The organism is Mangrovibacterium sp. (assembly GCF_059905295.1).
Genome location: NZ_JBZQJF010000183.1, coordinates 1 through 25,038 on the forward strand (window position 1 = coordinate 1; position 25,038 = coordinate 25,038).

Annotated in this window: 22 protein-coding genes and 1 tRNA gene; 11 read left to right on the forward strand and 12 right to left on the reverse strand. The window is 44.6% G+C overall.

The genetic code is table 11. The annotated features are described in order from the left end of the window. Positions 1 to 3,203: T9SS type B sorting domain-containing protein (locus AC37HE_RS09780; RefSeq protein ID WP_500782648.1), on the forward strand; the 3,203-nt coding region annotated here is incomplete at its 5' end. Here the strand turns inward: AC37HE_RS09780 and AC37HE_RS09785 are convergent. Continuing rightward, positions 3,200 to 4,228: a PorP/SprF family type IX secretion system membrane protein gene (locus AC37HE_RS09785; protein WP_500782649.1), complete on the reverse strand. Its 1,029-nt coding sequence runs from the start codon at positions 4,226 to 4,228 to the stop codon at positions 3,200 to 3,202. The two genes, AC37HE_RS09780 and AC37HE_RS09785, sit on opposite strands and share 4 nt — an antisense overlap. Positions 4,229 to 4,557: 329 nt before the next feature. Between AC37HE_RS09785 and AC37HE_RS09790 the strand changes: the two genes are divergently transcribed. Then, on the forward strand, positions 4,558 to 5,442 hold the full coding sequence (locus AC37HE_RS09790) for a universal stress protein (protein ID WP_500782650.1): 885 nt from the start codon (positions 4,558 to 4,560) through the stop codon (positions 5,440 to 5,442). 51 nt (positions 5,443 to 5,493) lie between these two features. On the opposite strand, the gene trpS is transcribed toward AC37HE_RS09790, so the two are convergent. Continuing rightward, a complete protein-coding gene (trpS, locus tag AC37HE_RS09795) occupies positions 5,494 to 6,495 on the reverse strand; it encodes a tryptophan--tRNA ligase (protein WP_500782651.1) in 1,002 nt (333 codons plus the stop codon). 527 nt (positions 6,496 to 7,022) lie between these two features. Here trpS and AC37HE_RS09800 point away from each other — a divergent pair. Next, on the forward strand, positions 7,023 to 8,399 hold the full coding sequence (locus tag AC37HE_RS09800; protein ID WP_500782652.1) for a TrpB-like pyridoxal phosphate-dependent enzyme: 1,377 nt from the start codon (positions 7,023 to 7,025) through the stop codon (positions 8,397 to 8,399). Positions 8,400 to 8,515: 116 nt separating this feature from the next. Here AC37HE_RS09800 and AC37HE_RS09805 read toward each other — a convergent pair whose 3' ends face one another. Further along, complete coding sequence (locus AC37HE_RS09805; RefSeq protein ID WP_500782653.1) at positions 8,516 to 8,782, reverse strand: hypothetical protein; 267 nt, start codon at positions 8,780 to 8,782, stop codon at positions 8,516 to 8,518. Positions 8,783 to 8,945: 163 nt separating this feature from the next. On the opposite strand from AC37HE_RS09805, the gene rbfA reads away from it, so the two are divergent. From rbfA to AC37HE_RS09820, 3 genes are all read left to right on the forward strand, one after another. Then, positions 8,946 to 9,284, forward strand: a complete 339-nt coding sequence (rbfA, locus tag AC37HE_RS09810; protein WP_500782654.1) for a 30S ribosome-binding factor RbfA — start codon at positions 8,946 to 8,948, stop codon at positions 9,282 to 9,284. An 81-nt stretch (positions 9,285 to 9,365) separates the two neighbouring features. Further along, positions 9,366 to 10,184 carry a class I SAM-dependent methyltransferase gene (locus AC37HE_RS09815; protein WP_500782655.1) on the forward strand — a complete coding sequence of 273 codons (819 nt, stop codon included), beginning with the start codon at positions 9,366 to 9,368 and terminating at the stop codon, positions 10,182 to 10,184. Then, complete coding sequence (locus AC37HE_RS09820) at positions 10,185 to 11,387, forward strand: ABC transporter permease (protein WP_500782656.1); 1,203 nt, start codon at positions 10,185 to 10,187, stop codon at positions 11,385 to 11,387. Between the two features lie 108 nt (positions 11,388 to 11,495). Here the strand turns inward: AC37HE_RS09820 and pepE are convergent, their stop codons facing one another. From pepE to AC37HE_RS09865, 9 genes are all read right to left on the reverse strand, one after another. After that, positions 11,496 to 12,203, reverse strand: a complete 708-nt coding sequence (pepE, locus tag AC37HE_RS09825; protein ID WP_500782657.1) for a dipeptidase PepE — start codon at positions 12,201 to 12,203, stop codon at positions 11,496 to 11,498. A gap of 76 nt (positions 12,204 to 12,279) precedes the next feature. Then, the gene (locus AC37HE_RS09830) at positions 12,280 to 13,089 is read right to left on the reverse strand and encodes a hypothetical protein (protein WP_500782658.1); all 810 of its coding nucleotides are present in this window, start codon (positions 13,087 to 13,089) and stop codon (positions 12,280 to 12,282) included. A 157-nt stretch (positions 13,090 to 13,246) separates the two neighbouring features. Then, entirely contained in the window at positions 13,247 to 14,167 is a 921-nt protein-coding gene (locus tag AC37HE_RS09835) for an outer membrane beta-barrel protein (RefSeq protein WP_500782659.1), read from the reverse strand. Positions 14,168 to 14,238: 71 nt separating this feature from the next. Then, positions 14,239 to 15,303: a hypothetical protein gene (locus AC37HE_RS09840; RefSeq protein ID WP_500782660.1), complete on the reverse strand. Its 1,065-nt coding sequence runs from the start codon at positions 15,301 to 15,303 to the stop codon at positions 14,239 to 14,241. A 6-nt stretch (positions 15,304 to 15,309) separates the two neighbouring features. After that, positions 15,310 to 15,792, reverse strand: a complete 483-nt coding sequence (locus AC37HE_RS09845; RefSeq protein WP_500782661.1) for an RNA polymerase sigma factor — start codon at positions 15,790 to 15,792, stop codon at positions 15,310 to 15,312. A gap of 40 nt (positions 15,793 to 15,832) precedes the next feature. Further along, positions 15,833 to 17,467 carry a S41 family peptidase gene (locus tag AC37HE_RS09850; protein ID WP_500782662.1) on the reverse strand — a complete coding sequence of 545 codons (1,635 nt, stop codon included), beginning with the start codon at positions 17,465 to 17,467 and terminating at the stop codon, positions 15,833 to 15,835. A 25-nt stretch (positions 17,468 to 17,492) separates the two neighbouring features. Continuing rightward, positions 17,493 to 17,918 carry a deoxycytidylate deaminase gene (locus AC37HE_RS09855; RefSeq protein ID WP_500782663.1) on the reverse strand — a complete coding sequence of 142 codons (426 nt, stop codon included), beginning with the start codon at positions 17,916 to 17,918 and terminating at the stop codon, positions 17,493 to 17,495. 123 nt (positions 17,919 to 18,041) lie between these two features. Then, positions 18,042 to 18,419: a response regulator gene (locus AC37HE_RS09860; protein WP_500782664.1), complete on the reverse strand. Its 378-nt coding sequence runs from the start codon at positions 18,417 to 18,419 to the stop codon at positions 18,042 to 18,044. A 105-nt stretch (positions 18,420 to 18,524) separates the two neighbouring features. Further along, positions 18,525 to 18,608 (reverse strand) — tRNA-Leu (locus AC37HE_RS09865). Positions 18,609 to 18,984: 376 nt separating this feature from the next. Between AC37HE_RS09865 and AC37HE_RS09870 the strand changes: the two genes are divergently transcribed. The 5 genes from AC37HE_RS09870 to AC37HE_RS09890 form a co-directional block, all read left to right on the forward strand. Beyond that, the gene (locus tag AC37HE_RS09870) at positions 18,985 to 19,563 is read left to right on the forward strand and encodes an RNA polymerase sigma-70 factor (RefSeq protein WP_500782665.1); all 579 of its coding nucleotides are present in this window, start codon (positions 18,985 to 18,987) and stop codon (positions 19,561 to 19,563) included. Between the two features lie 44 nt (positions 19,564 to 19,607). Then, positions 19,608 to 20,609, forward strand: coding sequence for a FecR family protein (locus tag AC37HE_RS09875; protein WP_500782666.1), 1,002 nt, complete (start codon positions 19,608 to 19,610; stop codon positions 20,607 to 20,609). A gap of 21 nt (positions 20,610 to 20,630) precedes the next feature. Beyond that, positions 20,631 to 22,199, forward strand: a complete 1,569-nt coding sequence (locus tag AC37HE_RS09880; RefSeq protein WP_500782667.1) for an aspartyl protease family protein — start codon at positions 20,631 to 20,633, stop codon at positions 22,197 to 22,199. 29 nt (positions 22,200 to 22,228) lie between these two features. Beyond that, positions 22,229 to 23,725: a carboxypeptidase-like regulatory domain-containing protein gene (locus tag AC37HE_RS09885; RefSeq protein ID WP_500782668.1), complete on the forward strand. Its 1,497-nt coding sequence runs from the start codon at positions 22,229 to 22,231 to the stop codon at positions 23,723 to 23,725. 12 nt (positions 23,726 to 23,737) lie between these two features. Beyond that, on the forward strand, positions 23,738 to 25,038 hold a 1,301-nt coding region (locus tag AC37HE_RS09890; protein WP_500782669.1), incomplete at its 3' end, for an MG2 domain-containing protein.

A 25,038-nucleotide genomic window follows, 5' to 3' on the forward strand; every position in this document is an offset into this window, starting at 1 on the left:
AACCACATGTTAGTGAAGACCTTTACGGTAACTACTATAACGGGCGCAACAGCGAATTTCTGATTATTGCTACGGAAGATAATACCGAAGTGGAGATTACCCCTTCGGTAGAAACAGCGGGTGGAAAGCCGGCCGGAGTTCCTTTCAGTATAACACTAAACAGAGGGCAAAGTTACCAGGTTCAGTCGTTGAACCGTGTACTTCCCAATCAGGGTGATCTCACGGGTAGCTTCATTCAGTCGACAAAGCCGGTTGCTGTTTATGGAGGTAATCTGGCAACTTCTGTTCCGGATATAGACCCTATTGAGGCTTGGGATCACCTGTACGAGCAAATGCCTCCGCTTTATTCCTGGGGTAAAGAGTATTTCACCGTTCCTTTGATGAGCCGTGGATCGGATCGGTACCGTATTTTGGCTTCGGAGGATGAGACATCGGTAGATGTTGATGTTTACGGGACTTTTGTGTTGAACAAGGGGGAGTTTAAGGAGATTGAATTGTATGCCAATCAACCTTCCCATATTTTAGCCGATAAGCCAATTATGGTTGCTCAGTTCAGCCAGTCGCAATCGGTTGACGGAACCACAGGAGATCCTTCCATGATTATTTTGAGTTCGATTTCACAGAGTAAAAATAAGGTGACTTTTGAAGCTTATGACCAGCCAACGATTAGCTCCCATTATATCAATGTTGTGTCGCCAACGGATCAGGTGGATAACCTGCGTCTGGATGGACAAACAATTGCAGTAACCGGTTATTCGTTTACTCCTTTTCCAGGAACGAATTACTCTTATGTACAAATGATCCTTACCGCAGGAAACCATACCTTGGAGAATGTTGATCCAAACGAAGGATTTTTGGCTTATGTCTATGGTTTTGGAAATCTGGAATCATTTGGTTATCCGGTCGGCTTCAACCTGAATATTGTGCTTGATCTGGGCGGGGGTATCAATTTTAACGGCGATACCCTATTGCTTTGCCCGGGCGATACCCTGACGCTGGACGCGGGTTCTTATTTCGATACCTACAGCTGGTCAACCGGTGAAGTGACACCATCGATCGAGGTTACACAGGAAGGTTTGTACAAAGTTGAGACAACAGTTGAGGGGTGTACCGGCTCTTTACACGATTCGGTCTATGTTTTGAAGCCTAAGCTGGATTTGAATATCACTCCGGACGACTTATCGGAATGTTCACCGTATGAATTTAATTTACAGGCTAATTCGTCGGATGCTGTTTCTTTCTTGTGGCAAAGCCTGGAGGGAGATAGTCTGAGTACAGATCCAGGTTTAGTCGTGGATTCAACGGCGATGTACCCAATAACTGTCTGGAATAAATACGGTTGTTCGGTAACCGATACGGCTAATGTCATTATCTTCGGAAAGCCGCCGGTAACCATTTCTGCTGATAGCTTGGTCTGCGGTGATCTGGAAACGATCCTTACAGCCGATTTGGGCAACTATCCCGACTCGTTGTGGACAACGGCCCCGGGAGGTTTTGAATGGGCGTCAGATGATCCGAATGTGACTTTTAGCGATCAGGCTGATTCAATGGCAGTGATGTCAGTACCTTCGCTGGGGACCTACGAGGTTTACTACACCCTGACAACCAAAGATGGTTGTGTGAGCGGCGATACCATTCAAATTGAATTTGCCAAAGGGGTAGATGCAGAAATTCAGGCTGATCGTTTCTACGACTGTTCACCGGCTACCATTACCCTGAATGCTGTTACAACAGAACCAGGAAATTACGACTACCTCTGGCAGTCGCTCGAAGGGAAAAACCTGGGAACCGGAACTACGCTGGATGTTGATTCGACAGCTCGTTTCCGGCTTACCACGATTAATGAGTTTGGCTGTATGGATGAAGATACAGCCTTAGTCGTCATTTTTGGTAATCCACCGGTAACCATTTCAGCCGACTCCGTGACCTGCGGTTTGTCGGGTGCAGTTGTTGATGTAGACTTGTCCAGTTATCCGGATACGCTCTGGCAAAACGGCGGACATTTTGATTGGGCCTCAAATGGGCTGAATAAGGTGAATGAGTCGGTTTCGGAAGCTGTATTCGATGCACCGGGCTATGGCACGTATGAGGTATATTACTCCATTACAACGAATGATGGCTGTGTGAGTGGCGATACCCTTCAAATCGAGTTTAAAGAGCCTCCTGTGGCCGATTTTAGCTTCGATTTTAAACCTTACTGTAAAAGTTATACCGATACCATTCGTTTTACCGGTTCGGCTCCTGATGATGCCCATTTTTATTGGGGCTTTAAGTATGCCCAAATCGTCGATTCTATTTCGAATCGGGAAGTGGTTTTGCTGGTCCACGAATATACCGGTCAGAAACCATCCATCAGCTTAGTTGTGGAAGATGGTCCTTGTCGGGATACGCTTTACAAAGAAGATGAAAGCTCGGCAGCTGACCGGGTGTTAAATGTCGATTTTACAGCAGACCCGACTATTGCCTGTAACTCACTTCAAACGATGTTGACGGTTACAAACCCGGAAGGGCTGGGCAGTATCCGATGGTCGACCGATGAGGGAGTATTTATGGGCGATTCTCTGGAAGTAACATTCAATAAGGCCGGTACTTACAGTGTTTCTTTGATTGCCGAATCAGCGGAAAGCGGCTGTACTGCCGAGCTAACCAAAAATGCTTTGGTGGAAGTGAAGCCTTCTCCGGTTGCCGCTTTTTCGGTTGACCGGCAGACTGTTTCTCCGGATGATCCCTTGGTTACCTTCTACAATAATTCAACAAATTCTGATTCTTATTACTGGATTTTTGGTGATGGTGAGAATTCGGCTGATTTTGCACCTCAGCACGAATATACCGAGGTTGGAAATTATATAGCCTGGCTTATTGCCAGCTCCGACCTTGGGTGCAAAGATTCGACTTCAACCCAAATACAAGTGGTATTTAACCGGGTTACAGCGCCCAATGCCTTCCGCCCGGGCAGTGACATTGTGGAAAATACCGTGTTTATGCCCGAAGGCTTAGGGGAGAATGGTAATCCTTTCATTTTACGTATTTATGACCGTTGGGGACAGATTGTCTTTGAATCGACTTCTTCAGCCAACCCCTGGGACGGGAAAGATAAAGCCGGCAAGGAAGCCCCGATGGGCAACTATGTGTGGATTGCCGCTTTTATTGATGTAACCGGTGAACGTCATGAACAAAAAGGGCAGGTATTGCTAATCCGTTAAGGCTTTCCGTAGCGTTCGCGGTAAGGTTCGAAGAAGGGGAGCAGCCGGTTAGCTTGCCGGCGTTTGTTGATGACAAAGGCCAGTGAGATTTCACTTGTTCCTCCGGTACGCCCGGCCATATCCGAAATCGTCCAGTCGTAGCTGTAAGTAAACTGAAACTTGTAGTTTACAAACCCTACCACAAAAATCATCGCATCGTAGCGGGTGCCAAAGTTTTGGCGAAACCAGGTGCCTGCGGTCAACCCGTTTTTGGTGGCAAAGAGACCGTAGTTGATTTGGTCGGAAATGCCTTGTTTTTCAAAAATAATCTGCGGCGAGATATCAAACTTCTTACGCAAATGGCCGTGTCGGAAGATGGGTAGCCGAGCTCCGGCATGTAAGCTGTATCTGCGAGGCAACTTACTGTCGGAGGGATCATCATCGGAAAAGGATAAATCCGGCTCGGTGAGGTGATGCACGGCAATGCCTCCGAAAACCTTCTTACTGTATAGCAACAGCCCCATCCCGTAATCGATGTAGGATATTTTAGTTTCGTCGAAGCTTTCTGCTGAAGTTCCCGGAATACCTCCGTTGCTTTCGATGTTATCTGCAAAAATCAGATCGCCTGTTTTCAGCGAATTTTCAGCATAGCCAAGCTGAAAACCGGCATGAGCAAACCAGTCCTGATTGATTTTAACCCGGACAGAATAAGCAGCATTGATTTGAAAATTGTTGAGGATATTGTTGGCCTGGGCGTCATTAACGATGTAGAGCCCAAGACCACCTTGTAAGATGTCAACCGGAAAGTCGATCGCAGCTGAATAGCTGGTGTATGCGTCTTTAAATTGATGCCACTGGTCGCGGTATTGTAACGCAATACGCGGGGCACCGATGGTTCCTGCAAAAGCCGGGTTCATATACATGGGATTGGCATAATATTGGGAAAACGAAACATCCTGACTGTAGGTGGGAGTCAGTGCCGATAAACCGAATGTGAACAGAAATCCGGTGCAAATAGCAAGTACTTTTCGAGTCCCTTTGCGCATAGCCTAAAAATAATTAAAATCCATCCAATCAAGCATAAAACAGGAAATATTTGCAGGACTAATCAACTGTTTTTCATGCTTGCTTTTGCCCATCTTATCAAGCTTACCTTATAAACGTTAGTGGTACATGAAATAGTGTTAGGGCTATCTTTTAATCCCGGATTTCTTAAAAGTTGTGAATTAAACCCAATGAGTTCTTAATTTATCTAAAAATTTGTTGGTGGTTGATTGTTTGGCATTTAAATGGCTTGAGATTTGCTTTTACAGTCGAGTCTGGTTTTCCGGATCAATTAAACAGAAACAAAAAGTAACGATTAAAATTTAGAGCTATGATTAAAACAAACGTTCACCGGGCTTTAGTGCCAATTACCCTGGACGACCAGGGTAAAAGTGCAATCCTACGGGCTCAGGAAATACATGAAAAATTTCAAACCAATATCACGTTCTTATTTGTCGCACCGGAAGAGTCTGTTCTGACCGACTGGTTTCGGCCAATAAGGAAACAAGCCCGATTAGTACAGCATCGTAAAGCTTTTAGAGCTTTCGTGATGGAACAGTTTGGGGGAGAATTGCCGTCTTTCGTTCGGTTGAAAGTTCGCTCCGGATCGCTGATCAAAAGCATTATTCGTCTGCTTAACCATTTCCGTTACGACCTGGTCTTGCTGAATAAAAAGCTGGAGCAGTCACCCAAAATGCAATCAGCCTGGGAAAACGGAATCAAGCTGATTATAGGAGAAGCGCTTTGCCCGGTACTAACTTACGACGGAGATGATAAGCCCTTCAATATTAAAACGATCATGTTACCTGTCGATATCTTCCAGCCTTATAAGCACAAATTGGCCTGGGCCATACGATTGGCAAAAGTTTTCGATGCGGAAGTCCATGTTGTATCGGCATTGAGAGCCAGGATGGATAAAGAGGATAGTATGATTTACAAGAAGATTAAAAAGATTCGGTTTATACTCGAAGAATCCGGTGTTTCAACCGTGACGACATTACTGCGCGAGGATGCGGATAGAAAGCTTAGCGATCTGATCCCTGCTTTTATCGATGAAACCAAGCCGGACCTGACCTTGATTATGACGAGGCAGGAAAATATTTTCAACTTCAATTATATCGGAAAGCTGGCGTCGGAAGTGATTTCGAGGACAAAGGCTCCGGTATTCAGCATAACTCCTAAAAAGGAGACCATCGTAGTAACTCTTAGACCATGAAAAAAGCCGGTTTTTACCGGCTTTTCTTATTTCGACATTCGAATTTTTCGATTAGAATAGTTTCTTGAAGCCAATCAGGCTTTTTACCTCTTTTAAGGTTGCCTGAGCTGATTCGCGGGCTTTTTCAGCTCCCATTTGAGCAACTTTAGCCAGGTAAGCTTCATCAGCCAGAATTTCGTTAACACGCTCGCGAATGGGCGCAGTAAAGGCAACGATATCTTCTGCCAATTGTTTTTTCAAATCGCCGTAACGAATGCTGCAATCATTGTAAGCATCATTGAACTGGTTCACGATAGCCGGATCAGTCATGATATCCATCAAGGTAAACAGGTTTTGAATCGGTTCCGGTTTTGGAGAGTTCGGCTCTGTTGGGCCGGCATCAGTAACCGCGCGCATCACTTTCTTGCGGATCGATTTCGGATCTTCAACCAAGGCAATGGCATTACCTTCCGATTTACCCATTTTTCCGCTTCCGTCAAGCCCCGGAATCTTGATCATGTCGCCGCCATCGAAGGTAAACGGACGAGGAATCGGGAATACTTCGCTCTTGTACATGCGGTTGAAACGACCGGCAAACTTACGGGCCATTTCCAGGTTTTGCTCCTGGTCTTTACCAACCGGCACATATTGCGCTTTGTGAATGATGATGTCCGAAGCCATCAAAACCGGGTAGGTCAGCAAACCGGCATTGACGTTTTCCGGGTTTTTGCGGGCTTTATCTTTAAACGAAGTGGTTCGTTCCAGCTCACCCAGGTACGCGTTCATATTCAGGAACGTATACAGCTCGGTAATTTCGGGAACGTCGCTTTGAATAAAGATGGTTGCTTTCTCCGGATCAATTCCGCAAGCCAGGTATTCGGCCAAAACCTGTTTTACCCCTGCTTGCAGGTTCTCAGGTGTTGGGTGTGTGGTTAGTGAATGTATGTCGGCAATGAAAAAATAGCAATTGTATTCTTCCTGCATTTTCAAAAAGCTGCGTACTGCGCCGAAATAGTTTCCCAGGTGCAGGTTCCCGGTTGGCCTGATGCCGCTAACTACGATTGGTTTACTCATTTTCAGTGTAAGTAAGAGATTAAAAAATCCCGTTGGCAAACCGTAATTTTCAAGCTTACTCAACGGATGATCAGGACCTGAAATTAGGTTCTGATTAATTCGATCAGCAAAATTAACCTGATTCCTTGAAACACAAAATTTTATTTTGAAGATTAGATTGCCGGATGACACGAATAACCGGATTTTCGGATGTCCGACTATAGAGCTCCCCGGACTTTTACCACGGATGACCAATGTCTGTGAATGACAACCATTGACGTTCTGACCTGGAAAATAAATGCCAAAATCTAGTGGATTTTCCCCGCTTTTCCGTTCCTCTTTTCCCCAAATATTTCCTAGCTTTAGAACTCTAAATCAAAAAATACATGTACCAATCGCCTTTATTCGGAAAAGAGCAAGCGTGGCGCAACGTGAAAAACGAAGTGCGGGATGTTGTTTTTGTTTCCTACTGAAGGCGGGAAAAGGGATTTGCTGTTGATGCGGCAAGTCCCTTTTTCGTTTATTAAAAACCTTTTAAACATACAATTATGACAAGACAAAAGAAGATTTTTTTGGATGAAGCCGACATGCCTAAACAATGGTATAACCTGGCACCCGATCTGCCAACAGCGCTAAACCCACCACTGGGTCCCGGTGGAGTGCCGGTTACGCCTGAAATGTTGGCTCCTGTGTTCCCGATGAACCTGATTGAGCAGGAAGTGAGCCAGGAACGCTGGATCGATATTCCCGAAGAAATCCGTCAGATCTTGTTTCGCTGGCGTCCAAGCCCGCTGATTCGTGCTTATGAGTTGGAGGAAGCCTTGGGAACGCCTGCTAAAATCTACTATAAAAACGAAGGTGTGTCGCCTGCCGGAAGTCACAAGCCGAACACGGCTGTTGCCCAGGCCTGGTATAACAAGCAGTTTGGCATTAAGCACCTGACCACTGAAACCGGTGCCGGACAATGGGGATCGGCCCTGTCGTTTGCCTGCGCGCTGATTGGTGGCATCGACTGTAAAGTGTATATGGTGCGTGTGAGCTTCGACCAAAAGCCTTTCCGTAAAATGATGATGCAAACCTGGGGCGGAAAATGTGTGGCCAGCCCAAGTACCGAGACACAAGCCGGTCGCGATATCCTCGCCAAATACCCGGATACCCCGGGATCGTTGGGGATTGCCATTTCCGAAGCTGTTGAGGCTGCAGTGACCGACCCGAAAGGAGAAACACGCTATGCCTTAGGATCGGTTTTAAACCACGTGATGCTGCACCAAACCATTATTGGTCTTGAGGCCAAGAAACAGCTTGCTAAAGTGGGCATTAAAAAGCCCGATGTGGTGATCGGTTGTTGTGGTGGTGGTTCCAACTTCGCCGGACTGTCATTCCCCTTCATGTACGATAAAATCAATGGTGCCGACATCCGGATTATTGGTGCCGAGCCTTTCAGCTGCCCTACGCTGACCAAAGCGCCTTTCATTTACGATCATGGCGATGTGGCGCAAATGACACCGCTGTTGGCTATGCACAGTTTGGGACACAACTTCATTCCGGCACCAATTCATGCAGGTGGCTTGCGCTACCATGGAATGGCTCCACTGGTGAGTGGTGCCTTGCGCGACGGACTGATGGAAGCCCAGGCGATCCACCAAAGCGAGTGTTTCGAGGCAGGACTGCTGTTTGCCAAAACTGAAGGCATTATTCCGGCTCCGGAAACTACCCATGCGATTGCGGCAACTATCCGCGAGGCCAAGAAGGCGAAGGAAGAAGGCAAGGAGAAAACAATCCTGTTCAACTTCTCGGGCCATGGTTTGATGGACCTGGTGGGCTACGACAAGTACATGTCGGGCGCTTTGTCGGATTACGAATACCCGGAACACGAAATTGCGGAGAACCTTGAAGCTTTGAAAGGCTACCCGCTGCCGAAATAGGCTGTTGCTTTCACAGACCGGGTGACTTGAGTCACCCGGTCTGTAAATCGGCAAAAGATACCCCTCGTTCAAGCAATCTGGCGAGGGGCTTTTTATTGCTGTGACTGTCGTTTCTTTCATCGAAGGAAAAGAAATGTTTGCCGGCCGTCACGGGCCCCACTTTGTTGCGATACATTTGTTTGCCGGCCGCCACTGGCCCCACTTTGTTGCGATACATTTGCTTGCCAGCCGTCACGGGCCCCACTTTGTTGCGACACATTTGCTTGCCAGCCGTCACGGGCAACACCTTGTTGCGACACATTTGTTTGCCAGCCGTCACGGGCAACACATTGTTGCGACACATTTGTTTGCCAGCCGTCACGGGCAACACATTGTTGCGACACATTTGTTTGCCAGCCGCCATGGGCAACACCTTGTTACCGCACATTTACCTGACCGCCACCACTGGCCATGCAATTAATGATGTACATTTTCAGCCCAAATTAATTCAAATCAGACCTTCTGGTATTTTTGATTAACTTTGGCGCAGACAATATTAACACGAGAATGGAATCAACAAGACAACAAAAGATAAGTCGACTGCTTCAAAGAGAGTTGGCCGAGATATTTCAACGCGAGGCACGCACCCTGTTTATGGGTAAAATGATCAGTGTGACAGTGGTTCGTGTAACTCCCGATTTGGGGCTGGCACGGGCTTACCTCAGTATTTTCCCTTCGGATAATGTAAAGGAGGTGTTGAAGGAAATCCGCATTAAAAACCCGAAAATTCGCGGGCTGCTGGGCCGTAAAGTGGGTAAACAAATTCGCGTTATTCCCGAATTGGAATTCTATGTTGACGACAGCCTCGACTACATCGAAAATATTGATAGCCTCTTGAAATCCTAAATTGGTTACAGTTAGCAGTCACAGTTGGCAGTTGTACAACTCGAAACTGAAAACTCGAAACTTGAAACTCGAAACTGAACAATGCAATACGACCCTATAAAACGTTCGCTGGGCAAGGTTTTTAATCAAACTCCGGCACTGAGAAAACTGTTTTACCGCCTGCTCGATTTATTGCTTTTGCGGGCCTGGCATGTACGTAAAGAATTGAAGGAGCTGCCCTTATCGGCCGATTGCTCCATTTTGGATGCCGGCTCAGGTTTTGGACAATATACCTATCGCATGAGCCGCCTTTTTCAGAAATCACAGATCCTGGCAGTGGATGTGAAGGAAGAGCAAATTGCCGATTGCAATCACTTTTTCACGCAGATAAAACAGTCGGACCGAATTCGTTTTGAAGAGGCCGACCTGACCAAATTTGAAAAACCGGAAGCCTTTAACCTGGTGCTTTCTATCGATGTGATGGAGCATATTGAGGAAGATGTGCAGGTTTTCAAAAACTTCTATAAATCGTTGAAACCGGGTGGGGTAGTGTTGATTTCAACACCTTCGGACCAAGGGGGCTCGGATACCCACGACCACGATCACGAGGAAGACGGTGTACATGGCTTTATCGATGAGCATGTGCGTGATGGTTACAACATTCAGGAGATTGAAGATAAGCTGAAATCAGCCGGTTTTTCGAAGGTTGAAGCACGTTACTCGTACGGCAAGCCCGGCAAAATAAGCTGGCGCTTATCGATGAAATACCCGATTCAACTATTGGGGGTAAGCAAGCTGTTTTTCATCTTGCTGCCTTTCTACTACATCATTGCTTTCCCTGTTTCAGCCATTCTAAACTATTTCGATGTAAAGGGAACGCATGCCACGGGTTCCGGATTGATTGTTAAAGCTTTTAAATAGTTGAAACTCGCCCTCCAAATAGCGCGCCGTTACCTGATTTCGAAAAAATCGGTTCATGTCATCAACCTCATCTCGGCATTGTCGGTGGTTGGGGTTGCTGTTGGTACGCTGGCGCTCATTGTGGTTCTTTCGGCTTTTAACGGGATTGATGATTTCATTCAGGGGATGCTTTCGAGCTTCGATCCAGATTTGAAAATTACAGCTGTTGAGGGGAAGAGCTTTGCCTTAGACAGGCCTGAAATTCAGGAACTGATGAAAACGGAGGGGGTGGCTGAGTTTATGCAGGTGGTCGAAGACAATGCCTTGCTTCAATATCAGGACCGCCAGAAATACGGTATTGTGAAAGGTGTTGAGACGGATTACGCTGAATTTTCGGGACTGGATTCGATGATCATCGACGGGAAGTTTGCCTTAACCAACGACAATCGGATGTTTACGGTTATTGGGCAAGGGGTAGCCGTCGACCTGGGGGTGGGGCTCAATTTTATTAATCCCATTCATGTTTATTATCCCAAACGCGAGCAGCCTGGTCGTCCGATGCTTCAGAATGCTTTTAACCATGATTACCTGTTTCCAAGTGGCGTGTTCTCGGTTCAGCAGGAAATTGATGCCCAATATATATTGGTTCCGATCGATTTTGCCCGTGAAATCTTTCAGATGGATGGTCGGGTAACCTCACTCGAGTTGAAGTTGAAACCCGGTGTTGAGCTTGCCGATATTCAGGCTAAGATAAAAGCTTTACTGGGCGATGGCTACAAGGTTCAGGATCGTTACCAGCAGCACGAATTTCTGTACCGGGTGATGAGATCGGAGAAATGGACCAGCTTCTTAATCCTGAGTTTCATCCTGGTGATTGCTTCGTTCAACTTACTGGGCTCACTCACGATGATTATCCTCGATAAAAAAGACGATATCTACATTTTGGAGAGCATGGGTGCCAACCAAAGTCTGATTCGGCGGATCTTCTTATTTGAAGGCTGGCTGATATCCATTACAGGAGCTATAGCGGGCTTGATTGCCGGAGTGGGACTGGTATGGGCCCAAAGTCGGTATGAGCTTTTAAAACTGCCCGGAGGAGGTGGATTTGCCATTTCTGCCTATCCGGTTAAGCTCCAGGCTTTCGATGTGTTGGCAACGGTAATGATTGTGATTGCTATTGGCTTTTTAGCTGCCTGGTACCCGGTTCGTTCGATCAAGAAATAATTCTTCAGGTTTATTTTCACGAATTCTGTTTGGGAATCTCATGACGGAATTAAAAAAAAAGACCCCGAAATAATTCGAGGTCTCTGTATCTTACAGTCAAAATTCGGTCTATTTCAGTAGAAAATTTAAATCATCTCCAGGATTCAATTCGTAGGTTTCCAGTCCCTGCATAAAGATTCGGACTGAACGGTTACCAATTAAATCCAGCTTATCATTTTCCAGTTTCAGCAAAGTTCCTTCGCGCAATCCAACCACATAAGTCAGCGGGTTAATGGCTATAAATTCAGCAATGCGTTGTTCCCTGGTTTCGCCGGCATGGCCTTCGGGGTTTGCATCGGTATAATGCGGATTGATCTGGAAAGGTACCAAACCGGTTGTGTTAAAGCTCGTCGGGTCGATAATGGGCATGTCGTTCGTTGTTCGCAGGGTAGGGCAAGCTACATTCGAGCCGGCGCTCCAACCAATATACGGTGTTCCGCTTTGCACATTGCGTCGAATGGCCATCATCAGGTTTTGGTCGTGCAGCATACGTACCAATTGCCAGGTGTTACCGCCGCCCACAACAAGCGCTTCAGCATCTTCAATGGCCTTTGCCGGATTATCGAAATGATGAATTCCCACAACGCTATGACCAACACGCTGGAAAGCTTCATTGACCTTCTCCTCGTATTCGTCGAAGCTGAATGTAACTGCTGCATAAGGGATAAAGAGTGCTTTGACGGGTTTTTCACCCAAAAAGCTTTTGATATATGGAATCGGGAATCCCAGGTATTCTTCACCCGGCATTGTCGAATTACTGCTTAATAAAAGTTTCATTTCTTAGTGTTTTCAGTTCAGGGCTAAATTAAGGCTTTTAGCTTGAAGTGAATAGTAAATTTATCAGCTTTTCAGCTTAGAAGGTAATTAAGCCGATACCGACTGTAAATGGGTACATCTCAGGGCCGCTTCCGTCTTTAAATAGGGGCTGAAGGTCGTAAGTTGCAAACAGGTTGATCCAGCGATAGCCCATGCGTACTGTTCCGGCCAGTCGAAAATCGCGCAGGTAATAATCATCCGGTTCTTTGAGCTTCTTTTTCTTCCCGTCGACCTTGTATTTGACTTTGGTATGTGTATCCAGACGGAGGCTTCCGATAACACCGGTCGAGAAATAGATTCGGTTCTCGAAATTTCCAACAGGAATCTGGAATTCGATCAACAGTGGGACACTCAGGTAAACTGATGAGAATTTCGATTTCAGATTATCTTCGTAGGCTAAAGCAACGGGTTCTACTTTGTCTGTACCTTTTTGCAAACTGTAATCCTTGTCGAGCCGGTACGACTGAAAATCGGCACCCAAGCCGGTTACCAATCCAATGAAGTTTCGGTTTCTCTGTAAGCGTGTAGATATCTGGATCAGGTTAATGCTTAGACAATTCGATTTCCAGAGTGTGGGTTTCATAAAACCATCGACACTTTCGGCGTACATTGAATAGTCGGGTTGTGCAAAGCCGTTTACACCAATAAAAACACCGGCCCAGTTCCCTTTGAAACGGTTTTCCCAGAAGTTGAAATTGTCACCGTTAAGGATGTCAAAGCGTAAGGGTTCCTGAATTGAATCTTGCTTTGCTTGCACTGATTCCTTTGCTCCTGTATTTTGTGCCTTCAACAGATTGAAGGATGAAAGCAGAAGCAGAAGGCTGATTATGAGGGAACTTTTCTTCACAAATTTGATCTTTTAGATTCCGGCGTTTGTACAAATGTAACGATCAATTTTGGTTTTGATGTGTTTTTGCGCTCTTTCAAGTTAGGTGATTTGAGTTTGAAAACAAAAAAGACCTGCACGAGCAGATCTTTTTATTGCTGTTTTCTGAGGATTATTCTTAGAAGTTTACGAGAGCTATACCAATTGTAAAGGGGAACATTTCCGGTCCGCGGTCTTCTTTAAACAAGCTTGAAAAGCTGTAAGTTCCATAAAGGGAAAAGTTGTGTAAGCCGACGCGGGCAATGGCTGAATATTTGAATGGGTTGATATTGAAACTTCCGTGATCTTTGTCTTTCGAATGGTCGTTTTTAATCTTGGTGTGGGCGCCCAGGTTTAAAGCTCCAACCATACCGGCACTAATAAACATGGTGTTGGTGTGGTCGTTTACAGGAAATTGAAATTCGAGCATCAGAGGCAAGGTCAGGTATGAAGCTGTCAGTTTGGATTTTTTAAAGTTATTCTCGACGATATCGATCGGTTGAATTAATGGTTCATTGTCAATTTTATCGATGCTTAGCGAATTGTCAAATTTGTAGTTGTTCCATTGCAACCCAAGTCCGGAAACAATACCGATACGATCCGGTTTCAGGCAAATATTTGCTTCTAAAAAGTTGAGGTTCACCTCTAGTGAAGCTGCCTGACGCAGTTCCATAAATTCGTTGGTTGGGTTGGGATACATGCTGTAATCGGTATTGGCCAACCCGTTTATTCCGAGTTCTAAACCAGACCAGTGTCCGTTGAATCTCTTTCTTTTATGCCATTCTTTCTTCCAGTTATCGTCCTTCGTAACATTTACATAGGTTCCCTTGTGTCCTTCGACAATTTCGTAATTACGACGGCCAACGCGGATAACCGTTGTGTCACTCATCATGTTATCTTCAATACTGATTTTGTTATTGAGCAAGGTCACCTTGGTTTTCGTAGGTTCCTCATTCACGGTAACAATATTTTTCTTGATGATTTTGACCTCTGTTGTGTCCTGGGCATAAACCTGGCCAAAGATGAAGGCAATTGCCAGAAGTAAAAGTATCTTTTTCATAGGTTGAAATTTTTTAGTGTTTCTGTTTTCTTCCACCCTATGACGGCCAGACTTTGGCGTTTGTTACAGGCTTAACGACTTTTTCTGATAGGTATGGAGAAAGCAATCAACCGGCTGTCGAATGAAATTTCTTTCAGCTTACCGTTTTCGGTTCGTTTAACGTTGAATCGATCGTTCGACAGGTTCTCGACTGCGTTTAAACCGGCATTGGCAACATTGTTGAAGGTGAACCCTTCTCCTTTGGGCGCTTTGATAATTTTATGTGCCAGGTATTCGTCAACAGATACCGTTTGCGGCTGAGGTGAAATTGCCGGTTCCAAATTTGAATGAAGCTGAGTTGTCTTTATTTGTTCCGGCTCAACTTTAGCGGTAATTGGTTGAATAGGATTAGGAACAGGAGAACGCATGGCTAGCAACTGAGGCTTCTGCGCGTCCGCACGAACAGGCTGAGCGGGTATCTTTTCAATCTTTTTCGGTTCGTCAGCCACTTTTGCAAGTGGTGTGGCTACCTTATTGTCTGTTTTAGTTTCTGGGAGTTCATCCAAATTTGATGCAGTCTGTTGTGGAATTTCAACAACTTGTTTTTTATCGGGACTTGCTTCCTGAACTGTTGTTTGTTCGGCAACTGTTTTGTCGCCTAAGGGTGATTTTAGGCGGGGAACAATAGCCCACACCGAGAAAAAGAGTAATAACAGCGCTGCAACACGTGGTGCCCACCAATAAATTCTTTTGTTTTTCCGGCGCAGCAGTTCGTTTTTGTTGGGATATTCAATGGCTAAATCAGGGATAAGTCTGGCATGTTGCAGTAAATGTAAACTTTTTAGTTTGGTCGAATCATCCTCAATTTCGAATAGAAACTGGCTTTTTTTCGTTTCTTGCAAATCTCCTTCAAGATAGGCAACTGCCTGCATGTCGAAGCTGGCTTCAACTTCAGCTGTTGATTTATACAGCTTTTCTTTTGAGGCGAAAATCCGTGGTTGTGCTTCCAGTTTAATCGACTTAACGGCATTCAATTCTTCGGCCAAGTCGGGATTTTCCTTCAGAAAGTCCAGCAAGTCGTCAACCAGATCGTTTGGCAAGATGCCGTCGATATAGTCGATAAAATAGCTTTCGTAATTTGACCGGTTAATTTTCATACGCTCTCAAACTAAAACATCCATTTTCCCAATGTAATTCTTCATAAAAACCCGTGCCCGGTAAATGTAAACTTTTACCTGCGATTCGTTGAGTTGCGTGATCTCAGCAATTTCTTTGTATGAATAGCCTTCGTAATCGCGCAAAAGCAATACCGAACGCTGATCGTTGGGAAGTAGTTGAATGGCTCTGTTCAGAACCTCTTGAAGGTCGCTGTATTGCTCGAATGAGGCCTCTTCGGACCGAATGTCATCCACGATGCTCAGGCGACTATCTTTTCTTACCAAGTCGATCAGACGATGGTAGGCCGTTGAGTAGAGATAAGCCTTCACCTTCTCACCGGAAACATCCTGGCGATGTACCCATAGTTTCTCGAAACTGTCCTGAACAATATCGCGTGCTTTTTCTTCGTCGCGAATATTCTTCAGAACAAATCGAAAGATACCATCGGCGTGTTGGTTTACAGCTTCGTTATACTCATCAACGGTCATGGGGCTTTTTGTACATTTACCCCATATGACGACTGAGCTTTTATTTTGTTACAGCTAAAAGTTGTGAGAGCGTTTGATTTTCTTCAGAAAGCTTAATTGCTTTCAGTAACGTTTTGTCGATTTGTTGAATAATCGGGTAGAAACCTTGGTCTCCAATAGCGTTACGGGCAATATAAGCCATGAGCTGTGTTTCAATAATTTTACCGGAGATCTTCAAGCCTGCCGAACTGCGTTTTACGCCTTTTTCTTCAGCATACCGAATAAATTGATTCATGATACCCACTTTTTTCAAGTGGCTAACAATTGCTTCCGGTGTTTTTAATTGTTCCAGTTCTTCCCGGTGGCTGTCGGTATAATCGAAAGCAAAATGATAGACCAAAGCTTTTTGAGTAATCTGTGAATAGTAATCAGAGTAGCCTGTTGTATCCATCGGAACGAAGTAGTCGGGCATGATTCCACCACCACCATAAACTGTTCTTCCGCCTTTTGTTTTGTATTTCAGGGAGTCGGAAAATTGAATGCTGTCGGCTACTTCCAGTTCGCCGTGTACGGCTCTGTTTACAATGTCGTGGTAATATTCTTCATTTCCTTCACTATACGGTTTTTGAATGCACCGTCCACTTGGTGTGTAATAGCGTGCTACTGTTAGTCTTAAGGCTGAGCCATCGTTAAACGGAATTTGCTCTTGCACTAACCCTTTACCAAACGAACGACGACCAACAATAATTCCTTTATCATTGTCCTGCAAGGCCCCTGTAAAGATTTCACTGGCAGATGCTGAGTATTCGTCGATTAACACAAAGACGCGCTTATTCGCCCAATGTGCTTTTCCGGTTGCGGTATATGTTTTGCGTGGTTGTGAGTGACCTTCAGTGTAAACGATCAGGTCTCCTTCGTCCAGGAATTCATTTACCATTTTCACAACAGCCATCAGGTATCCACCCGGGTTTCCGCGTAAGTCCACAATAACCTGCTTCGCACCCTTCGTGTCGAGGTCGCTCATTGCTTTCATGAATTCCTCATAAGTTTTTTCTGCAAAGCGACTGATTTTCACGTATCCGGTGCTGTCGTTAATCATGTAATCTACATCAACACTGATGATTGGAATGTCGCCGCGAGTGATGTCGTAAGCAATTAGGTCTTTGATACCTTTGCGTTTAATGCCCACATCAACATGTGTCCCTTTTTCGCCGCGGAGTAAATTCAGAACTGTTTCATTTTTTACGCCATTGCCGGCAATCGTTGAATCGTTAACTGTTACAATACGGTCGCCTGGTTGGATTCCCAGTTTTTGAGAAGGACCTCCGGAAATAACATCAACAACCTGAACTGTATCGTTGTAAATCGTGAATTGTACACCGATTCCCCCAAAATTTCCCTGCATTTCTTCGTTTACTTCCTGCATATCTTTGGACGGAATGTAAGTTGAGTGCGGATCCAGGTTTTTGAGAAGCGTTGGTATGGTTTCTTCGATGATTTTGTCGGTAGAGACAGAGTCCACGTAGGCATTTGAAATCAAGTCGATGATCGAACTTAACTTGTTTGTTTTAGGTGATGAGAGATTTTGAAAGCCCAGTTGTGGTGCCTGGCGATTTAAATGATTTCCAAGGTAGATCCCGAAAATAATAGCCAAGGCAAGTAGCAGGGGGAGGTAGATATTAATTTTTTTCTTCATGGTTCTCTGTTTCTGTATTCAATTTTTAATCTTCTATTTCAACTTGAACGACTTCAATATTTGCTCGTTTAAGTAAATCAATTCCATCTTCGAGACGATAGTTGTCGGTAAATACAACGCGTTTAATACCTGCCTGGATAATTAATTTTGAACATTCCATGCAAGGTGAAGAAGTAACATACATGGTAGCTCCATCGCTGCTGTTACTCGATTTGGCTACCTTGGTAATAGCATTAGCCTCAGCATGTAAAACGTAGGGTTTTGTTATATTGTTCTCGTCCTCGCAAATGTTTTCAAATCCGGAAGGGGTACCGTTGTATCCATCGGAAATAATCATCTTATCTTTGACAAGAATGGCACCTACCTGGCGACGTTTGCAATAAGAATTTTGAGCCCATATTGCAGCCATTTGCAGATAGCGTTTGTCTAAGAGGTATTGTTTGCTGTCCATTGTCTAATTTTAGAAACCTCCAAATGTAATAAATGCGATCGCTTTTATGCTACAAACAAGCATGAAAAAACGTTCATTCCCGGAAAGAATGAACGTTTTATATTATTTGTAAGCAGATGTAAGTCAGACGTGGAGAAATCGTTCAACGATATTCAGAAGATCTTTCGAACGAATAGGCTTTGCGAGGTATTCGTCGCATCCGGCTGCTAATGCTCTGGTTCTGTCTTCGGCCATGGCAAAAGCTGTTTGAGCAATTACCGGAATTGACGGATTAATGGACTTGATGACCTTCGTAGCCTCATAGCCGTTCATCTCAGGCATTTGCAAGTCCATTAAAATCAAATCAATGTCGCCATGTTCTTTGAAGAGTTCAATGGCCTCTCTTCCGTTTTTGGCCCAAACGATGTCCGCCTTAATTTTGCTTAGAACAGCGTTCAGATACAAATAATTTGATTCGACATCTTCAGCTATCAATATTTTGAGAGCATCAACAACAATCATAGGTTTTGAATTTCGTGGTAAACAAATATATTGCTTCTGGAAATTAAATGCTATAGCTGGGAGTTTTATTTGACAAAAAAAAGGCATCCGATCTGGATGCCTTTGTACCCGGGGCGGGAATCGAACCCGCACGATATTGCTATCACTGGATTTTGAATCCAGCGCGTCTACCAATTCCGCCACCCGGGCGTGTGGTCTTGGGAAGTAACCTTTCGATTTGCTTACCCGTGGCTGAATTAGCGATGCAAAAATAGTGGAAATTTTATTCGCTCAAAGCATTATTCAAAAAAAGTTTAGGCAGGCTTGTCTGGCTTTGTTATAGTGCGTTTTGTTTGAAGTTGAAAGTCAGGGGTGTATGTGCTTGTTTGGTATCTAAATTTCTTTCAAAAAATTGTAGGATTACTGGTTTTTCAACGTAAAAGGAGGTTGTTGCGAGCCTCTGTTGCTGGTTTTGGGCCTATTAGCAGCTTCATTTGTTTTACATATGTTGAAAAATATGTGAAGATTAGCCGGGGTTTAAAGGTTTTCGTCCATCTTTGGTAATTAGCATCCTATTTTTGGTAAAATGAACACGCATACTGATCTGGAATTATTTTCGAAGTTGAGCAGAGACGATGAAAAAGCTTTTAGCGAGTTGTTTCGTCGTTATTATTCGGGCTTGTGTCTATTTGCTGTTCAGCTTTTACATGACGACGAGCAAAGTAAAGAGTTGGTGCAGGAAGTGTTCGTTCAACTTTGGGAAAAACGAAAACAAATTCGGGTGCATAGTTCGGTTAAGAGCTATTTGTTTCGGGCCGTAAAGAATCAATTAATTAATTGGGCCAATCATCAGAAGGTTGAGCAGAAATACCAGGAGAAGATTTTGTCCGAGAACATAGAGATTCATCCCAGCCAATATTTTATGGAGGTTGATTTGTACCGAAAAATAGAAGCCAGCATTAATGCACTTCCGGCAAAACGAAGAGAAATCTTTAAGCTAAGCCGCGAAAAAGGCTTGAGCTACCGTGAGATTGCCGAACAACTTCAGATTTCGATTAAAACTGTTGAAACACAGATGGGCTTGGCTTTACAACAATTACGCGAGGATTTGAAGGAATACCGCCATTTACTTATTGGAATCAGCCTTTTTCAAAAATATTTTTGATTTTACTTCAGGGTAGTTCGTGCAGTTCCTTGTCTTAATTACAAATGGGAACAAAACGAGACAATACAAGCGAAAGATGGGCAGCCTTGGCCAAGCATCTGTTTGACCATCAACCTGCCGATAAAGACCAATCTAGATTTGATGATTGGGATGAAGAAGAACTCCGTCAGGTTCGCGAAACGGCCGGGCGTATCGATCTTTTCTTTGAGCTAGAGCGATTCTCTGCCGATCGGGACTTTTCGACATTGCAATCCAAAATACATCATGAGGCTAAAGCAGGAACCTTTGGTCTCCGCCGGACTTGGATGCGGGTGGTGGCCATTGTTGCCTTGGCGTTGATGGTTGGTTCGGCCGTTTTATGGATGAACCAGAGCGATCGGTTACAAGCCCGGGAAGAGCTGGCTGTGGCTGACAATTACGGACTGACCAAAGTAACTTTGCCGGATGGCTCGATTGTCACCTTAAACTATGGAAGTCATCTGGATTACCCGGATCAGTTTGAAGGCAACACCCGGGAAGTAAGCCTGGAAGGGGAAGCCTTTTTCGAAGTTCAACGGAATCCGGAGAAACCTTTCATTATCCGTGCCGGCCGGGCTAATATTCAGGTTTTGGGAACTAGCTTCAATGTTAATACTTTTCCGAAGACCGGTGAGGTGTCGGTTGTTGTTCAAACCGGTAAAGTGCAGGTTTATGCCAATGACGTGAAATCGGCAGATTCAGATGTTATTCTTACGCCGGGAGAACGTGGGGTCTTAAGCGGCAATGCTCCTGCATTTACCAAGGAATTAAATCCTGATCCGAACTTCTTAGCCTGGAAAACCCATTCATTCATATTTGATAAGACAAGTCTCGAAGACGTTATACAACAATTAAACAATGTGTACAGGGTGCAAATAGCAACGGCTGATCCGGCTATGGAACAGCTGTTGTTAACGGCACGATTTGACGACCGGCCCGTCCGGTTTATTCTGGAGGTAATTGCCATGACACATAATCTGGAAGTGGAACAGATTGATGATGCCAGTTATCTCTTGAAAGAAAAATAGAAACAGAAAACCAATAAAGCTATGAAAACGAAAAGATGGAGTGGGAGAATGGCTGCTGTGCTGGCGACAGTCCTATTGATGTTCGCTTCGTTTACAGCTTCAGCCCAAAACGACCAACCTAAAAAGTCGATCCTGGATCAGAACATTACCATTGTGGCCAACGAGGAGCCTTTGTCTAATGTGATCCAGCGGATTTGTGAGTATTTCAAGCTCGATTATTCCTACAACTCTAAGTTGGTGGAAGGGAAAAATGTTACTTTGAACATCTCGAATGTGCCCATCCGCGAAGTTCTGCAGCGGTTGATGAAAGATTACTATCTGATTTTTGAAATTGAAGACAATATCCTGGTGGTTCGTGATTATGTGCCGTTGAAAGAATCGCTTGATTACGAAAAGAAGGTGAAGTATACCCCCGGGAAAAACCGATTCGAGTTTATAAATAAGCGGACAAAAAGTATTACCATCAACTTTAAATCGGCCAGTAACCTGATTATCATCCCGGTTATTATCAACGATTCAGATACTCTGAACTTCATTCTGGACACTGGTGTGCGGTTCCCGATCATCACTGAGTTACCCTTTGTTGATAAGTTGAATCTGAATTACATGCGCCCGGTTGAAATCTCAGGACTGGGAGAAGGCGAAAGTTTAACCGCTTATCGCTCGGGTAATAATACCATGAAAATTGGGTCAGGTCTGATTTCGTATAACCAGGAAGTGCAGATGATTATTGATGAACATTTTCAAATTTCGCAGATTCTGGGATTGCCGGTGCATGGGTTAATTGGCTTCGACCTGTTTAAAGATTTTGTGGTGGAGATCGACTATGACAATCAGAAGCTGACCTTAACCAAACCGGAATATTATCGCGATCGGGTTATTAATCGCGATATTGTGATGCCGATTCACTTTGAGTACAATAAGCCGTACGTGCGAACAACTATTGTGACTGATCAAAATGACTATGTCCCGGTGAAATTGCTGGTCGATACTGGTGCCAGCGATGCGATTTGGTTATCAACCAGCTCGGACGATCGGATTAACTTACCCGATAAAAATATTGAGACCTTCCTGGGCCGTGGCTTAAATGGCGATTTGTACGGCAAAAAAGGACGCATTGGCGGAATTTGGGTTGGTCCGTTGATTTTGAATGAACCGATCGTGTCGTTTCCAGAGACAGAGTTGGTTGATCAGATTATTCGCGATGATCGGAACGGGACCTTAGGAGCCGAGATTTTGAGGCGGTTTTATGTAACGATTGATTACCCGAACAGCCAGATTAAACTACGTCCGACGAATAAAGTCAAAGAGGAGTTTAATTACAACATGAGTGGGCTCGAAATTTCCAATCCTTTCCCTGGACTGCCTGTGTTTACAATTGATCAGGTGCGTGAAGGCTCGCCCGGTGCACGCGCAGGTTTGAAAGAAAATGATCAGATTTTATCGCTGAATCATTCAAGTCATAAGAGTTTATCATTAAATGATATAAATTTGATCTTGATGAGTAAGGAAGACCGTAAGATTGATATGACGGTTCTTCGGGAGGGGCAGGAAATCGAAACGACCTTTTATCTGGAAAAAGTCTTTTAATGTTGAAATGCCACCAAATAACTAGCTTTTTGATCCTTTGTTGTATTGCTTTTGCGGCTACAGCACAGGATCAAAAGGCTTCTATTTTATCGAAGAAGATTAGCTTGGTGGTTGATGACGAACCTTTGGATCAGGTGTTGAATCGGATATCGGCTTTGGCGGGGGCCAACTTTTCGTACGACCCGACTATTTTGAATACCGAACAGCTCGTGACAGCCAGCTACGACAAACAGTCTCTGGGTTCTATTCTGAATGATTTGCTGGGATCGGAATTTCAGTTTGAGGAGGTTGAAAATCAATTGGTCATTCGCTTGCGTGAGTACGGGATTCGTTCGGATTCTCTAGCGTTGAATTATCAGGTTGTCAGAGGCCAAATTCGCGACCGTGATTACGATGAACCGGTTCCCTTTGCCAGTATTTCAATTTTAAATAAACCCTTTGGAACCATAACCAATAAAGAAGGTTGGTTCGAGTTGAAAATCCCGGCCCGGTTTCGGGGAGAGCAGCTTTTGGTGTCAAGCATGGGCTACGAGCAGCAAGTTCTTAGTCCGGATAGTTTGTCTCAAAAGCCGGTTTTACTTTTACTGAAGCCTGTCAATATTAAACTGAAGGAGATCAAAGTTCGTGCGATTAAGCCTCTTTGGGTGATGGATCAACTATTGGATCATATTCCGAAAAATTATTCGAAAGATAACCGACTGATGACCGCTTTTTACCGGGAAGTGCTTACCCAGGATGATGAATATATGAATGTTTCGGAGGCGGTAATCCAGCTTTTGAAAGCACCGTATGACCATCCGCTGCGTGAAGACCAGATTCGTTTTTTGAAAGGACGGAAAAGCCCGGATGTGGAAACATTTCAATGGGTCGATTTTAAGATGCAAGGGGGCCCTTATTATACCTTGCAATTGGATGTGGTGAAGACAATGGACTCGTTTCTGAACTTGGAATACAGGGCATCCTACCGGTATGAGGCAGGGAGTATGATCGACTATTTGGGGCGACCAACTTATGTGATTCATTTTACCCCCACAGGAAAGAATGAGTTCCTCACTTATAAGGGGAAGTTGTTTATTGATCAGGAAAGCTTTGCCTTGGTGCATGCCGAGTTTAGCTTATCGCGGGATGGGATGCGTATTGCCCGAAATCAGCTCATCCGGAAAAAGCCCAAAGGCTTTAATGTGCGAGCCCTCAATTTAGATTACCAGGTGAGTTATCGGCAAGACCAAGGACTTTGGTACCTGAATACTGCTCAGTCATCTGTCAGCTTTCGGGTTCGCAGCCGGAGGGATCAGGTGAATTCAGTGTTTCACAGCGTTTCTGACTTGTTGATTACAAAACATGAACCGACCCGTTTGCGCCGGTTTCCGAAGGAGGAGCAATTTCATTCATCGGATATTTTTACCGATATTATTAAGGATTACGACCCCGCGTTTTGGGGTAATTACAATATTATTCAGCCCACGGATGATTTGCGAAAGGCATTGAAAACCTTAGGCGACGATACAAAACCGAATAGTCAATAAACCCATCAACCCATGAAACATCTAGTTAATTTGCTGCTTTTATTTTGCGTTGTCCGTGTTTCTGCTCAGGGCAATTTTACCGATCAGGTGAATAAGATGCTGGCGAAGCATTTTGATCAGCTTCCTTCCGAAGCCATTTTTGTACAAACCGACCGCGATGTTTACCGAGCCGGCGACATTGTTTGGTTTAGTGCTTTTGTAAGCAATCCGTCGGTTACCGGATTAGGGTCGGTGAGCGATAACCTGGTGGTGGCGCTGTATAATGAGGAAGGTGAGAAAATAAACGAGGATAAATACAAGCTTGTTGGTGGACTGTGTAACGGCGATTTCAATTTTCCGAAGGATAGTGAGCCGGGACGTTATGTCTTGGTGGCCTACAGCGGTGCTACGGTGAAGGCGAACGAGTTGTTTATGAAGACCATTTATGTTGATGATTTCAACCTGAATGGTTTGCTTGTGCAACCGGAAACGGATGATCTGGTTTTAACCGCAGGACAGGCAAATGAGTTGTCTTTTATGATTTCTGATTTGGACGGAACACCCTTTAAGGGTAAGCTGAGTTATATTCTGAAAGATGGTGTACAAGAAGTGGCTGAAGGAAAAGCAAAAACTGACGAACAAGGCTTGTTGCGCTTAAAGATTGAATTGCCTGCCGGTCCGTTTAATGTTCCGTTGAATCTGGTTTTAATAGATGGAAGGCAGCAGGTGTTTGCGGCTCCTTATCATACCGATACCGAAAAAGTAAAGGTGGTATTTGGTGCTGAAGGAGGTTCGTTGCTTGCCGGTAAAAGTCAAAAGGTTGCTTTTCGGGTCGAAAATAGCTTTGAGCAGCCAATAACGTTAAAGGCGGAGGTGCTGCTGAAAGGTAGCAATGAGCGGGTGCTGCAGGTGAAGACTATGATGCCTGGCTACGGAATTTTTCCGTTAAGTACGAAAGTTGATGAGGCTTATCAACTGAAGATTATTGATGGGCCAGGTAAAGGCCAGGTGTTCGATTTACCAACTCCGCAGCAGAATGGTGTTTCGTTGGCATTAACACGCACCGACGATCAATTTATTTATTGTGCTTTGCAAGCGGCAGGGGTGGCTAGTCAACGTGTTCGATTGGTGGCTTTTTGCGGGCATCAGGTTATCTGGGCTGCCGATGGTACGCTGGAAGGTGCCTTGGCATTGAAAATACCGAAGGATGGGTTCCCGGAGGGCATTTGTCAACTTCTGGTTTTGGATGATCATTTGAACCGACTTGCCGGGCGCCTGGTCTATATTGAAAAACAGAAGCCAATGGAAATTCAGGCTAGTCTGGCATCGGAGAG

Coding starts and splice junctions, on each gene's coding strand:
- AC37HE_RS09855 (WP_500782663.1), bottom strand. CDS start 17,918: ATGGACAGCAAACAATACCTCTTAGACAAACGCTATCTGCAAATGGCT.
- AC37HE_RS09880 (WP_500782667.1), top strand. CDS start 20,631: ATGAAAACGAAAAGATGGAGTGGGAGAATGGCTGCTGTGCTGGCGACA.
- pepE (WP_500782657.1), bottom strand. CDS start 12,203: ATGAAACTTTTATTAAGCAGTAATTCGACAATGCCGGGTGAAGAATAC.
- AC37HE_RS09845 (WP_500782661.1), bottom strand. CDS start 15,792: ATGACCGTTGATGAGTATAACGAAGCTGTAAACCAACACGCCGATGGT.
- AC37HE_RS09790 (WP_500782650.1), top strand. CDS start 4,558: ATGATTAAAACAAACGTTCACCGGGCTTTAGTGCCAATTACCCTGGAC.
- rbfA (WP_500782654.1), top strand. CDS start 8,946: ATGGAATCAACAAGACAACAAAAGATAAGTCGACTGCTTCAAAGAGAG.
- AC37HE_RS09785 (WP_500782649.1), bottom strand. CDS start 4,228: ATGCGCAAAGGGACTCGAAAAGTACTTGCTATTTGCACCGGATTTCTG.
- AC37HE_RS09800 (WP_500782652.1), top strand. CDS start 7,023: ATGACAAGACAAAAGAAGATTTTTTTGGATGAAGCCGACATGCCTAAA.
- trpS (WP_500782651.1), bottom strand. CDS start 6,495: ATGAGTAAACCAATCGTAGTTAGCGGCATCAGGCCAACCGGGAACCTG.
- AC37HE_RS09850 (WP_500782662.1), bottom strand. CDS start 17,467: ATGAAGAAAAAAATTAATATCTACCTCCCCCTGCTACTTGCCTTGGCT.
- AC37HE_RS09870 (WP_500782665.1), top strand. CDS start 18,985: ATGAACACGCATACTGATCTGGAATTATTTTCGAAGTTGAGCAGAGAC.
- AC37HE_RS09835 (WP_500782659.1), bottom strand. CDS start 14,167: ATGAAAAAGATACTTTTACTTCTGGCAATTGCCTTCATCTTTGGCCAG.
- AC37HE_RS09815 (WP_500782655.1), top strand. CDS start 9,366: ATGCAATACGACCCTATAAAACGTTCGCTGGGCAAGGTTTTTAATCAA.
- AC37HE_RS09860 (WP_500782664.1), bottom strand. CDS start 18,419: ATGATTGTTGTTGATGCTCTCAAAATATTGATAGCTGAAGATGTCGAA.
- AC37HE_RS09840 (WP_500782660.1), bottom strand. CDS start 15,303: ATGAAAATTAACCGGTCAAATTACGAAAGCTATTTTATCGACTATATC.
- AC37HE_RS09875 (WP_500782666.1), top strand. CDS start 19,608: ATGGGAACAAAACGAGACAATACAAGCGAAAGATGGGCAGCCTTGGCC.